The organism is Candidatus Poribacteria bacterium, from assembly GCA_021295755.1.
Taxonomy (GTDB): domain Bacteria; phylum Poribacteria; class WGA-4E; order WGA-4E; family PCPOR2b; genus PCPOR2b.
In genome coordinates this window covers 3,072-15,598 of record JAGWBT010000033.1, presented here as the reverse complement: position 1 = coordinate 15,598, position 12,527 = coordinate 3,072, and the positions used below count along the sequence as shown (strand labels likewise).

14 protein-coding genes are annotated in these 12,527 nt (G+C 50.1%); 4 read left to right on the top strand and 10 right to left on the bottom strand.

Features of this window, described 5'->3' with window-relative positions; genetic code table 11:
• Positions 1-30: 30 nt before the first annotated feature.
• The 8 genes from J4G02_06465 to J4G02_06430 form a co-directional block, all read right to left on the bottom strand.
• Entirely contained in the window at positions 31-822 is a 792-nt protein-coding gene (locus J4G02_06465) for a hypothetical protein (protein ID MCE2394222.1), read from the bottom strand.
• Positions 806-2,203 (bottom strand): sigma-54-dependent Fis family transcriptional regulator, encoded by a 1,398-nt coding sequence (locus J4G02_06460; GenBank protein ID MCE2394221.1) that lies wholly within the window; start codon positions 2,201-2,203, stop codon positions 806-808. The genes J4G02_06465 and J4G02_06460 overlap by 17 nt, the downstream gene beginning before the upstream one ends.
• 4 nt (positions 2,204-2,207) lie before the next feature.
• Complete coding sequence (locus J4G02_06455; GenBank protein MCE2394220.1) at positions 2,208-2,651, bottom strand: GatB/YqeY domain-containing protein; 444 nt, start codon at positions 2,649-2,651, stop codon at positions 2,208-2,210.
• 248 nt (positions 2,652-2,899) lie between these two features.
• The gene (locus tag J4G02_06450; protein ID MCE2394219.1) at positions 2,900-3,586 is read right to left on the bottom strand and encodes a TIGR04282 family arsenosugar biosynthesis glycosyltransferase; all 687 of its coding nucleotides are present in this window, start codon (positions 3,584-3,586) and stop codon (positions 2,900-2,902) included.
• Positions 3,568-4,584: a hypothetical protein gene (locus J4G02_06445; GenBank protein MCE2394218.1), complete on the bottom strand. Its 1,017-nt coding sequence runs from the start codon at positions 4,582-4,584 to the stop codon at positions 3,568-3,570. Before J4G02_06445 ends, J4G02_06450 begins: the two co-directional genes overlap by 19 nt.
• Positions 4,585-4,635: 51 nt before the next feature.
• Positions 4,636-5,100 carry a nucleoside-diphosphate kinase gene (gene ndk, locus J4G02_06440; GenBank protein MCE2394217.1) on the bottom strand — a complete coding sequence of 155 codons (465 nt, stop codon included), beginning with the start codon at positions 5,098-5,100 and terminating at the stop codon, positions 4,636-4,638.
• Between the two features lie 83 nt (positions 5,101-5,183).
• Positions 5,184-6,050: a DnaJ domain-containing protein gene (locus tag J4G02_06435; GenBank protein MCE2394216.1), complete on the bottom strand. Its 867-nt coding sequence runs from the start codon at positions 6,048-6,050 to the stop codon at positions 5,184-5,186.
• Between the two features lie 27 nt (positions 6,051-6,077).
• Positions 6,078-6,509: a DoxX family protein gene (locus J4G02_06430; GenBank protein ID MCE2394215.1), complete on the bottom strand. Its 432-nt coding sequence runs from the start codon at positions 6,507-6,509 to the stop codon at positions 6,078-6,080.
• 308 nt (positions 6,510-6,817) lie between these two features.
• Between J4G02_06430 and J4G02_06425 the strand changes: the two genes are divergently transcribed.
• The 4 genes from J4G02_06425 (at position 6,818) to J4G02_06410 (ending at position 10,897) form a co-directional block, all read left to right on the top strand.
• Entirely contained in the window at positions 6,818-8,035 is a 1,218-nt protein-coding gene (locus J4G02_06425) for a mandelate racemase (protein MCE2394214.1), read from the top strand.
• 231 nt (positions 8,036-8,266) lie between these two features.
• On the top strand, positions 8,267-8,890 hold the full coding sequence (locus J4G02_06420; GenBank protein ID MCE2394213.1) for a hypothetical protein: 624 nt from the start codon (positions 8,267-8,269) through the stop codon (positions 8,888-8,890).
• A 28-nt stretch (positions 8,891-8,918) separates the two neighbouring features.
• The gene (locus tag J4G02_06415) at positions 8,919-10,085 is read left to right on the top strand and encodes a Gfo/Idh/MocA family oxidoreductase (protein MCE2394212.1); all 1,167 of its coding nucleotides are present in this window, start codon (positions 8,919-8,921) and stop codon (positions 10,083-10,085) included.
• 413 nt (positions 10,086-10,498) lie between these two features.
• Positions 10,499-10,897, top strand: coding sequence for a redoxin domain-containing protein (locus J4G02_06410; GenBank protein MCE2394211.1), 399 nt, complete (start codon positions 10,499-10,501; stop codon positions 10,895-10,897).
• A gap of 205 nt (positions 10,898-11,102) precedes the next feature.
• Here J4G02_06410 and J4G02_06405 read toward each other — a convergent pair whose 3' ends face one another.
• Together J4G02_06405 and J4G02_06400 are read right to left on the bottom strand one after the other, a co-directional pair.
• A complete protein-coding gene (locus tag J4G02_06405; protein ID MCE2394210.1) occupies positions 11,103-12,188 on the bottom strand; it encodes a Gfo/Idh/MocA family oxidoreductase in 1,086 nt (361 codons plus the stop codon).
• Between the two features lie 49 nt (positions 12,189-12,237).
• A partial coding sequence (locus J4G02_06400) for a hypothetical protein (protein MCE2394209.1) occupies positions 12,238-12,527 on the bottom strand: 290 nt, incomplete at its 5' end.

Here is a 12,527-nt window from a genome sequence, read left to right as displayed (position 1 = left end):
TTGCTCCTTGATTCAGGCGAACACCGAGATTCAGTCTTGAAGCCGTCTCCTGTAATGCCTATACATCTCGTTATCTTCATCCACTTCTTCCTCCACTTCAACTTCATCTGCTTCAATGGAGGTCCCAACAATTTGGCTTTCAAGAAACTCCCGCGCTGTCTGATAGATGCGGTCCAATTCTGAACGGGAGGGGCGATGCCTAGAAAATTGAACCATATCGCAAGATAGGAGAATCTCACCGACGTGATCCGTAACGCTATCGGTCAAGCCGTTGGGGAGCGCGGATAGGATTTGTCCTGTAGTAGCATCTAGGCTCTTGGTTTGATATTTTTCCCCCACATACTGTTTGATAATTATCGCAATTGCTTCGTAGTATTCTTGGATACGGTTCGACTCGCGCAAGACTAGTGCACGTTCTAGTTCTGCGAATGCAATAGACTCAAGGGTAAATTCCTCCTGATCTAATGGGTTATCTGGTTCGGTCAATGGGTCGAATCTGTCGATGCGCCCGGTGCCACGGGGTGGCATCGAAGATAACGGGGGAGATGTGTGTGTTGATGATGATATATCCCAATTTGTATGTGTCCGTCGCCGTGGAAATAGGTCAGTCAACGAGGTTTTTTTCCGACGCAACCAGACATAGATACCGCCTCCGATGGCAATGACGATCAGCGCCGGGACCACAACACCAAGAATTGCGCCAAAGATACCCGGAGTTCCACTATCGCTGTTGAAATCGTCACTCGCTGCAAAGAGGTGAGCATTGCCCAGAGCAAATTGGACACAAATTGAAACAGAGGTTGAATTAACTATTCGTCGCACAAATTATGTTCCTTGATCTTTTTGCAGCTTTTGCTCTGTTATTGCCAGCATATTGGAGTGTCGATCGAATAACTTCCTTCTCAATTTCTGCCATTGACATTCCCACTTCAACCTGCAATCCTGATGAAGGCAGCGCTGCCACGCCAGTATCTATAACGGTGGGAGCGGAGAGGATAACAGGTGAACTGACGCCGGCGGATTTGAGAATGTGCTCCGGAATATCATCAATATCGAGTTCTAGTTGGTTCGACATAATGACCATACCCTCTATACAGTTTCTCAACTCTCGCACATTTCCCTGCCAGTCATATTTCATCAACACGTGCATTGCGCGGGAAGTCATGCCCTTCGTCATCATCCGGTTTTCCCGGCAAAATTCTTCTGTAAAGGTTTTGACTAGGAGTGGAATATCCTCGCTTCGTTCACGGAGAGGTGGTAGAGAGATTCGGATTACGTTCAGGCGATCGTAAAGATCCGGTAGAAACTTTTCCTGTTCTACCGCCTTTTCCAGATTGCGATTCGTTGCACAAATAACGCGAACATCGATCTCTATTAATTCATTCCCACCGACGCGCTGAAACTCCTTCTCGGCAAGCACTCGTAAGAGTCTTGCTTGGTTTGATAAACTTAATTGTCCCACTTCATCGAGAAATAACGTTCCTCCGTGCGCTGCTTCAAATCGTCCTTGCCGTGTCTGGTACGCGCCTGTAAACGCGCCTCGTTCATGTCCAAAGAGTTCGGATTCCGCAAGGCCTTCGTTCAGGGCTGCACAGTTAAATATAACGAGGGGACCCCGCCGTAAACTTCGGTGGTGTATAGCGCGGGCGACCAGTTCTTTCCCAGTGCCGCGTTCCCCGCGGATCATGACGGTTGCTTTTGTTGGGGCGACCTGTGCAATAAGATCTCGAATCTCTTGGATCCTCGGTGAATGCCCTGTTAATTGGATGAGCCCGACCCGCTCATCAATCTGGGATTGTAATTGTCGATTTTCTAGGGTGAGTCGCTGATTTTCAAGTATCCTGTGGAGGAGGGCTATCAGTTGGGCGGGGTTGAAGGGTTTAGGTAGAAGATAGCTTGCCCCCATGTGAACCGTGGCTTTAATGCCAACTTCGGTTTCTAGGACGTTTGACGCTGTGATGAAGATCGCGCCGACATCGGGATTCCGCTCGTAGGCGGCTTCAAAGAGTTTGAGTCCATCAAATCGTTCTCCTATGAGTGGGGCGATCAGAATATCAATATCTAATCGTTCGATGCGGTCTAACGCCTCATACATTGTGCGAGTCGCGAGCACATGCAACCTTTCGCGCTCAAGCGTGAGACAAATCATTTCGCGCTGTCGTTGGTCCGGATCAACAACGAGGATAGTGGTTTGGTCGTTCATCGCGCTAGCTCAATTTCTGCTTGACAATTTGGCTGATAACCGAGTTGTCTGCTTTGCCTCTCAACTGCGGAACGAGTGTGCCCATGACTTTGCCCATATCTCGCATTGATGTCGCTCCTAGCTCCTCAATCGCACCTATGACGGCGGCTTCGATTTCTTCCATCGAAAGTTGGGCAGGGAGGAATTCTTGCAATGCCTTAATCTGTTCCATTTCGGCATCAACGAGGTCATCGCGATTGGATTTACGCAACTGTTCTAGTGCATCCTTCCGTTTCTTAATCTGGCTAGCAATTACCTCTAAAACGCCGTCATCATCCAACTCAACCTTACTATTGATTTCCTTATCCCGGACAGCACCGCGCACCATGCGAATTGCAGACAGACGATTTTTGTCTTTCGCTTTCATCGCCTGCTTCATATCTTCATTTAACTGTTCTTTGAGTCCCATAACAAATCCTTTATTTTTTTATATAATCTATTGCAAACAGGATGAAATAATACCCGATCTCTCAACCTTCGTCAAGCCGAAAAATGATGCAATAAACCTCGCAAGACAAGATGTGTGTAACATGAATTAAGCCTTGGTAAGCGACCAATTCTTATCCCTGTAATCCACACCACTAAAACGCTAATCGTAGTATGTAAAACGATAGTTAGGATATAAAGTTACTATCAAACCTTTCCTGTTTTGGTAACTTAGAACCACTCTGTTAATTTGCTATATGTTTGAGGTGCGGGGCTGCTTTCCCCTGCAAGGTGCATCCCAAACAGATGATCCCGTAATAGCTGCAGTCCTGTGGGGGTATCTACATCGTACCATGGCGGCAGCAACCCCAATCGCGCATTAACCGCCTGAATTTTCCCAAGTGTTTGACGAAAGACGACCTCGGTGCTCCATGCGATTCCCTCAAAGATGGTGGGAATCGACAAAGACGCCCCATGCTTTGAAAAGCCAATCAGGTAGTAGCCACCGTCCACACTGGGACCGATGACGATGTCGCGCGATTCTAGTAAATCGAGTGTGTGTTCGACATACTGGGGTGGTAGCGTTGGGCTATCTGATCCCACGAATAAAAATTTCGTATATCCCTGATTACACGCCCAACGCGCAGCGGCAATTAAGCGTTCGCCCAGCGATGCGTCTACTTGAGGTATATAAACCGGATCTTCACCGATTAGGGTTTGTAAGGCACTCAAGCCTTCGGGTGGCGTATAGGCAATTACATGGTGGGCTGTAGAGATTGTGGAAAGGGCATTGCACCAATCGACGAGGAACGCCCGATATAGTGACGCAGCCTGCTCTGGCGAAAGATAAGGTGTAAGACGGGTTTTAACTTGACCGGGAACAGGATTTTTCACGAAAACTATGACACAAGCAGCCATATTTTGCTCCCCAGTTGCGTGTTGTAACGGGTGTCTGCTTGATGGGGTTGGAAGGCGGATTGCAAATCCGATGATTCTGGTAGGCTCGGCTGGCGTTGTCTCCAAGCTATGGCAATCACAATGCAAGCGATAATAATTGCTAGAAAAGCGATTAGATTTCCTTTAAGTGTTCCATTGCTGCGATCGATCTGATATTTTGCGATGCAGCAGGTGACTGCAGCAAGTAGGGCGAGAATCATACTGGCGTACCACGGTAGTTGAACAATTACGCCTAGGAGGGAAACCAACGATACCCATAGCCCGAACTTGGCAAGACGGTTAATTTGAACTTCAGTCGCACCAGTGCTGTCAGACGCAGATTCAGTTTGTTGACGGTTTTCCGAACGGGCTGGCGGCACATCACGGTAAGTGGCTTCCACTAAATGGGTAAATTCTGCAAATAACTTCTCTCGTTTAAGCCATAGGGACAGATTCGGATACTCGTGCCTAATGAGAATTGAGAACTCTTGGCGTTGGGCACTAAAATCGGTAAACTCTTCCCATCGGTCTTCTTCGACCATATAATACGGCGTTGGTCCAACTTGCAGTTCATATCCCCGTCCGATGTAATGGGCGATTTTGCCAATCCCCTCGCGCTCCGCAATTATAGTTGCTGTTCCCGCTGTTGGCGTTGGTTGTGGAAGATCGCTTTCCGAGGTCCTTGCGTCGCGTTCTAGATTGGGATCACTTTCATCATCTGTATGCTGATTTTCGTATTCCTTATTCGTTATTGCTAGACCGGTTTGACTAACGATTTCTAAGGCATCAACTAGGTCCTCAGGATCGACGAAAAGGATAATCTGACGTTGCCTATCAGCGTTCCGTATGTATTCAGGGCGGCAACGAATCTGTTTATTGCCGAGCATTGTCTGAATTAGGTTTGATTCCCACTCGTCTGTCGTGCGGTAGATTTCAACCCAATCGTCGGTACTGAAAAGTAGATTGTTATTTTGAGCCACGATTTTCCCTCTGCGATGCTGCTTCGTTACACTTGACGCAACCTGAGTGGACTACAGGTCCGGGCTATAAAGAATCGCGTCATCAATTCGTGGATAGTCAACAAGTTCGCTTGGATCAAATAGAATGTCTAACTCACGTTCCGCGTTCTCAGGGGAATCTGAAGCGTGGACAACGTTGTGAGTGATATCGATCGAGAAATCGCCACGGATACTGCCGGGTTGGGATTCGTTGGGTCTTGTTGCCCCGTTTACTAGACGCACGAGTTCGATAGCATCTCGTCCCTCAAGGGCAATCGCCACGATCGGCGTCGAAGTCATAAATTGGATGAGGTAGTCGTAAAAAAACTTTCCCTGATGTGGCGCGTAGAGTTGATCCGCTCGATCTTTTGGGAGTTGGAGTAATTTAAGTCCTACGAGTCTAAGCCCCTTGCGCTCAAAGCGGGCGATGATTTCGCCGATGAGTCCGCGTTGAACGCCATCTGGTTTAATTAAGACTAAGGTTTTCTCTGGGTTCATTTAACCGCCTATTTGTCGTAATGTGTAATAGGTGAGTGGCGCAGTCAAACATTTCACCGCCCTGCCACTCACCTATTACTGAATTATAAGTTTTTCTCTAGTTCTTTTAATAATTCCTTCTGTTTTCTTGTCAATGAACGTGGGATTTCGATTTTGATCTGGACGCGTAGATCGCCTTTGCGCTTCGACGAATCGACAACACCAGCCCCGCGGACCCTCAACTGTTGGTCCGGCTGCGTCCCCGCAGGAATCTTCAGATCAATATCTCCCTTCAGGGTTGGCACACGCACTTTACCGCCCAAGGTTGCACGTGTGAAAGGCACCGTAACTTGGGTCACGAGATCTAGATTCTCGCGCTTAAAATTCGGGTGCGGTTGAACGGCGATTTTCACAATCAGTGAGCCGCGCTGTCCACTCGCAGTCAGGTCTCCTTGACCGGTAAGGCGCAATGATTGACCATCTTTTATCCCCGCGGGAATCTTAATAGTAAGGGTTCGGTCGTTCACCTGAATCCGCTTTTCCGCACCCAGTATCGATTCCTCAAACGGGATTGTCAATTTTGTTCGTAGATTACCGCGGCGTTGTGGACCGAAACCGGTGGGGTTTTCCCTGCTGAATACATCTCCGAAGACATCACCGAAATTCCCAAAGACCTCACGCCCAAAGATGTCTCCAAAATTGGTGAAAATGTCCTCAAAGTTCGTGTACCCTTGAAATCCAGCGTTATGAACACCCGCGTGCCCACGTATGTCGTAGATCTTCCGCTTCTCTGGATCCGATAGCACGTCGTAAGCATTTGAGGCTTCTTTAAATTTCTCTTCTGCTGTTTTATCTCCCGGGTTTTTATCGGGATGATGCTGCAGCGCGACCTTGCGGTAGGCACGCTTAATCTCCTCTGGAGAAGCGTTCCGATTCACCCCAAGGACTTCATAGTAATCTCTTTCTGCCATCTAATTTTCCCTGTGTATCAAACAGTATTATGCGTCATCGCTGCTATCAGAACTCAGTTTTTCATCGAGGCTGTACTTACCAGGCCCAATCAGAATCAAGCTCAGAAAAACGATGGCGGCTTTGAGCGCATGCGCAGCGCCACCCAAACCCTCCCCGCGACCCAGATGACTTACAGCAGCGACTAACATCGTTATTGTCAAAAGGATACAGGCGGGTCTAATAAATAAGCCGAGGATGAGACAGATGCCCCCCAAAGCCTCCGAAATTGCAGCCATGAATCCCCAAAACGCCGGTAGAAATGTAATGCCAAGAGTTGCCATCGCTCCACCGAGCCTTTCCCATTTCTCAGGACCGCCGAACAATTTCGGAAGCCCATGAAAGAGGAACAGACACCCAAATCCGATCCGAAGGATTAATAAACCGATGTCTCGATGTTTATCCAAAAAAGTCAAGACCATCTTTTGTGTCTCCTTTCACTTTTGATTGTTGGATCTTCAGGTCTGTCCGAACTTACCCTCGTGAAAACAGGGGTGAAAACAAGGAAATGATAGGCGATTCTAAGAAAATAATCAAGGAAAAAATGTGGGATGGATTTGTAAGTATAAGCACAATTTCTTGTTGACAAGGTACTCCAAGTGGGGTATGTTAGAGATAATTGTAACGGTTGAATTTATAGTTCTGTATGTCGGTAGGTAGCATGTAACCATAAGGTATCATAATCTATTTTTAACAAGGTGGTAGATACGACCAAAAAGGGTAACTTTCTATGGCAAAAATCAAAGAGATACGATGTATTCGTACACGGGTAAATGGGACTTGGGTGATTGTGAAGATCACCACTGATCAGCCGGGACTCTACGGTATTGGTTCTGCCAGCGACCACTACCACCCACAAACAGTCGTCACGGCGGTGGAGGAGTGTATTGCCCCTCGTCTGATTGGTCGGGAGGTTGGGCATATTGAAGACATCTGGCAGTCTACCCTTACCAGTGGTTACTGGCGGAATGGGGCAATTTCGAACACCGCATTGGGCGGCATCGACATGGCACTCTGGGACATCAAGGGGAAAGAGGCTGGGATGCCGGTCTACCAACTTCTCGGCGGTCCTTGTCGTTCTGCCGTGCCGTGCTATGCCCATGCTGGCGGTGGCGATTTCGCCGAACTTGAGGATGATATTCGGCGCTATATGGAGGAGGGATATTCGGTCATTCGCTGTCAGCTTGGTGGGTACGGCGGTGGTGGGTTTATTGACGCCGATAAGGCGGGTCAACCGAAGAACCCTTGGTCTAATGCCCCTGCCTTCGATGATGAGGCATACATTGAGAGCATCCCGAAGATGTTTGAATATCTGCGATCGAAATTGGGGTTCGGACCGAAACTCACGCACGACGTGCACGAGCACCTTCGCCCGCAGTGTGCGGTGACGTTGTCGAAGCTCCTAGAACCTTACCGTCTCTTTTTCCTTGAGGATGTCCTCTCGCCTGAACAGATTGATTGGTTTCGTCTGATTCGGCAGCAGTGCACTACCCCACAGGCGATGGGTGAACTTTTCATCAACCCTCACGAGTGGACGCCCCTCATCACCGAGCGGCTGATCGACTTCGTCCGGGTGCGAGTGTCGAAGGGCGGCGGCATCACCCCGTGCCGGAAGATTGCTACCCTCTGTGAATGGTTCGGTGTCAACACGGCTTGGCAGGAGGGCGGAGACAATGATCCTGTTAATCAGGTGGCGGCAATGCACTTGGATCTGGCAAGTTGGAGTTTCGGTATTCAGGAGGAAAACCATTTCAGTCAAGAAGAACTTGATATCTTCCCCGGACACGCGATTCTTGAGGGCGGATACCTCTACGCCAATGACCAACCGGGACTGGGGATTGACATTGACGAGGCGGAGGCGACGCAAATTCTGGACGCCGACCGAGCGAAGGTGCCCAATTATGCCGCCGAAGATCGAAAAGCAGATGGATCGGTAGTACGACCGTAATTGACAACTATAGTGAATTCTAAAAACAGGTAGATATGTACCAATAACTCTGACCTACGTGAAGTTTCCAAAGTCCCCCTGAACCCCTCTGATAAGAGGGGAAAGACAAGGGGAGTTGGGGGATTTAGGGGGTTGGCTGTGTATTGGGAGTGTCTAAGTAATTCTAAAATCTACCATAAATCGGGGCTGAAGATAAAATTTTGTTCCCCAACCATAGGAAGGAGATTGACAATGTTAAAAGCATCAATCGCAACCAGTTTTAATTGTCCGGGACCAGGTACCAACGGGCTTGCTTGGCAAGATGGTGCCATCTGGAGCGTCGAGGGTGGTGGGACGTTACACAAAATTAATCCGCAGACCGGTGAGGTTATCCTTACCGTAAATCCACCTACATCGGGTTCCAGCGGACTCGAATGTGATGGAAGCCATTTCTGGTATTCTGACATCGGAGAAAAAATCCTGTACAAATTAACCGTGTCGGATTTGAAAGTTGTCACCTCATTTCCACCGCCGGGACCGAGTCCACATGGGCTCGCTTGGGATGGCGAATCGCTGTGGAGTGCCGATGTGCAGTCAGATCGGCACTATAAGGTCTCTCCTGAGACGGGGGAAATATTGGCAGAATTTCCATCGCCCGGCACACGACCGCACGGGATTGCTTGGGACGGTAAATCGTTGTGGAGTGCGGACACCGACACGCACATCATCTCCCAAATTGACCCGAATTCCGGGGACGTTCTCGATTCCTTTGAATGTCCCGGTGAACCGCACGGCTTGACGTGGGATGGTGCCCATTTCTGGTACGGCGATGACGCAGAGAAGACGATATGCAAAATCGCGTTGGAACGCACTTAACAGAAACCCCTGAATTCTGAGGTCAGCTATGACGCGAACGATAGGTATCGGTGTCATCGGTATGGGGTGGATGGGGACTGTGCACAGCCGCTCCTACCGACAGATTCCGACCCGCTTTCAAGACTGTGGGGTTCAGCCGCACCTAGTCATCTGCGCCGATGAGGTAGAAGCCCGTGCCCGTGAAGCGCAGACGTTTTTGGGCTTTGAACGATACGCTACGGATTGGAGACAGGTTATCGCTGATCCGGAGGTGCAACTTGTCAACATCACCGCACCAAACAGTATGCACCTCGAAATTGCGACAGCGGCTGCCGAAGCGGGGAAGCATATCTTCTGCGAGAAGCCTGTCGGTCGGAATCCACAGGAGACCGCCGCGATCGAAAATGCCGCTCGACGGGCTGGCGTTTTGACCTGCGTGGGCTATAATTACCGATGGACCCCGCTCGTGCAATACGCCCGGCAGTTGATTGAGGAGGGGCGTCTCGGCAGGCTTACACACTATCGCGGACGTTTCTTTGCAGGCTATGCCAGCAACCCACACGCCGTGCTTTCATGGCGTTTCCAGCGCGAGGTGGCGGGGTTAGGAACCTTGGGCGACCTGATGTCGCATGTCGTTGATATGGCACAGATGATAGCCGGTCCAATCAACCGTTTGGTGGGCAACCGCGAGACTTTCTTCTCAGAACGACCACTTGCTACGCCCGGCGAAGGCACACATTTTTCTGTCCGCACAGATGGTCCGACGGGAGAAGTTACCAACGAAGATTATGTTGGTGCGCTGGTACAATTTTCTAATGGGGCGCACGGTACGTTGGAGGGGTGTCGTGTCATAAATGGTCCGGAGTGTCAGATGGCGTTTGAGGTGCACGGCACACGCGGCGCGTTAAGTTGGGACTTTGAGCGCATGAATGAGCTCCATCTGTTCCTTTCCGACAGAGATGATGCGCCTAATGGCTACACCCGTATCGTGAGTGGTCCTGAACACCCGTTTCATGCCTATTTCAATCCCGGTCCCGGTGTCGGCTTAGGCTACGAAGACTTGAAGATGATCGAATCCTATCAATTCTTGAAGTCGATCCGAGATGGACGCCAAGGTGAACCTGCTTTTCGTGAGGCGTTGGCTGTGGCTAAGGTGTTGGGTGTGATTGAACGCTCATGGGAAACGGAGCGTTGGGAAGAGGTGCAAGCCTCGTGAAACGTGATGCGTGAAACGTGAAAACAATATTTTAACGCAAAGGCGCAAAGGTTTTTCTTTTTTTTCTCTGCGTCATAGCGTCCTTGCGTTTTTTTTCTAATCCTGTTAGGACTTACGCAGCTAAACGGTTAAAGCCCTGTAGTTCGGCGATTCATCGTCGCAGGACACCGTTCCCAACGCCCGATGAATCGGGCAACTACAATCGAAGTGCGTAAGTCCTGCCTGTTAATCCTTGAATCCCGATGAGGTTTCATGTGGTTTGATGAGACTGGAGGGTAAGATGAAGATTCGTGAAGATTTGATGATATCCGGTAACAAATTCCCAAACTTTGAACGNNGAGGATTTAATGCGTGGCTGGCCCACAGTCTTGGTCTTTTGGCGTGGGGCGTATTGACCGAAGGATGTTCTCCAGTTGGAGAATTATGCAAAGGACTTACAGCCCGAATTAGAGGTCAACTACTGTAGGTTAATCGCTGTCTCAGTCGATGATCAGGAAACAACGAAGGCACTTCGTGAGCGTATCGGTGCGACGTGGCCCTTCCTGATCGATCTCGATCGGACGTTGATCAATGAATTAGACATTGTAGACAACACGGATCCCAACCATTCGCCGATTCCCATCCCCTATACCTTTGTCCTTGACGGAGACCGCGAGATTTACAAGATTTACAACGGTTGGTGGTTTGTTGGGAGACCCACCGTGGAGGAGCTGCGGCACGATTTGCGGGCGCTGTTAGAGCGTCGGGACGACTATGAATATGACCGGGCGTGGGATGTCTCGGCGGAAGCGAGAGAGAAGGCGTTTCTGTGAAGGCGCGTAACCCCGTCCTGATTGACGCAGACCTGATATTTCAGGACTTACGCAAATTCAGCACGCGGCGCGAGATTTTTTTATTTTTACCCCCCTAAATCCCCCAACCCCCTAAATCCCCCTTGTCAGGGGGACTTTGGAAAATCAGGGGGACTTATGAACCAACTGCGTAAGTCCTAATTTTATAGAATTTTTGTGAAAAGTGTTAGATTTTGTTAGATTTTGCCAGGTGAGTAGTGTAAATTCCATCGACGATTGCCTGATCCGTCCACATCTCTTCCGGCGTTATAAGGGGTGTCGATTTGCCAAGAACGCAGTCGATGAAGTGAAAAACCTCGCGGCGTAGCCGGTTACTCGAATGGTCATGGAAGGAATCAGCAATACCCGGAGCAACCTGCTCGGTCACATCGGCGTAATCGCCGTCCTGCCAAGTTAGCAATCGTAACGGTGTCACCGAAGCGTAGCCTTGCGTTCCCCACACCTCGACGCCGTGATCGCCGATCTGCGGCGGTGCCATCCACATACTCTCGACGGACAACGTGACCCCATCGGCGAAGTGGACATAGCCGCTGACCAGATCTGGGTCGTCGTAGTCGCCTCGGAGGGGTTCTAATTCAGGAGGCAACGCGGGAAGGTCGGCAAAACGCGAGAGCGCCCGTCCGTGTACGGAAATGAGAGGTGGGTTGCCGAGGAACCAGATTGCCAAGTCCGTTGGGTGAATCCCCGTTCTGGCGAGTGAACCTCCACCCGATCTCGCTTTATAGTGGGATCCGCGGATTGGTACGCTAGCGGCAAACGACCAAGCACGGGCGAAACGGGGTGTTCCGATGCCCCCATCACGGATAAAGCGGTGCACGATTTGTGCGTCGTCGCGGAATCGGAAGTTATAGCCAACCATCAGAATCCTGTCCACTTCCTTTGCCTTTTGAAGCATCTCCTCTGCTTCTGCCAAGGAGGGTGCCATCGGCTTGGCAGCAAGGACATGCGCGCCGGCATTCAACGCATAAATGGCTACACGCGGACGGACATCTGCCATTGTTCCGACCATCACCACATCGAGGGATTCTTGGTCGATCATCGCTTTATAGTCTGTGTAAAGTGATGGGCGCGGCTCTTTGCCTCGCTCATCAAAGATTTCACGTGCTGCCGTTTCCGCCTGTGCCAGCTCGATATCGCAGAGTCCGACCAAACTGGCATCAGGGTTTTCAGCGACATTGTCTATATAAGCGCTGCGTCCGAAGCCACCGCAGCCAACTACGCCGACACGCAGCGAACGAGATCTGTTGATCATCGTTTTCCTCTCTCCTTGGGTGTTCTCGTGAGGTTTTCCTGACGGGGAGTTATGATTCTCTCACCTTTTCCACGCCCAATTCCTCTAGCCGTGCTGCCATCTCCTCGCGCCTAGGACAGCCCTTTTCCATCATCTCCTTGCTATAGACGAACGGTTGCTGCTCGTTTATTTGAGTTTCAACTGTCGTCCGAAGGTCTTTGATTGCGAGCAGGTCATCTTGGGGATCCGGCATATAGCCGATGAACATCGTCCGACGGGGGTGACCGTCCTTGCGTTTGAAGGCAGAGTGCCACAGTCGATTATCCCACAACACAACGTCTCCGGGACGGGTCTGGACGG

What these genes read in the sequence shown, in the direction of transcription:
- J4G02_06415 (MCE2394212.1), top strand. Translation starts at nt 8,919, where the DNA reads ATGACGCGAACGATAGGTATCGGTGTCATCGGTATGGGGTGGATGGGG.
- J4G02_06455 (MCE2394220.1), bottom strand. Translation starts at nt 2,651, where the DNA reads ATGGGACTCAAAGAACAGTTAAATGAAGATATGAAGCAGGCGATGAAA.
- J4G02_06460 (MCE2394221.1), bottom strand. Translation starts at nt 2,203, where the DNA reads ATGAACGACCAAACCACTATCCTCGTTGTTGATCCGGACCAACGACAG.
- J4G02_06420 (MCE2394213.1), top strand. Translation starts at nt 8,267, where the DNA reads ATGTTAAAAGCATCAATCGCAACCAGTTTTAATTGTCCGGGACCAGGT.
- J4G02_06405 (MCE2394210.1), bottom strand. Translation starts at nt 12,188, where the DNA reads ATGATCAACAGATCTCGTTCGCTGCGTGTCGGCGTAGTTGGCTGCGGT.
- J4G02_06435 (MCE2394216.1), bottom strand. Translation starts at nt 6,050, where the DNA reads ATGGCAGAAAGAGATTACTATGAAGTCCTTGGGGTGAATCGGAACGCT.
- ndk (MCE2394217.1), bottom strand. Translation starts at nt 5,100, where the DNA reads ATGAACCCAGAGAAAACCTTAGTCTTAATTAAACCAGATGGCGTTCAA.
- J4G02_06450 (MCE2394219.1), bottom strand. Translation starts at nt 3,586, where the DNA reads ATGGCTGCTTGTGTCATAGTTTTCGTGAAAAATCCTGTTCCCGGTCAA.
- J4G02_06430 (MCE2394215.1), bottom strand. Translation starts at nt 6,509, where the DNA reads ATGGTCTTGACTTTTTTGGATAAACATCGAGACATCGGTTTATTAATC.
- J4G02_06425 (MCE2394214.1), top strand. Translation starts at nt 6,818, where the DNA reads ATGGCAAAAATCAAAGAGATACGATGTATTCGTACACGGGTAAATGGG.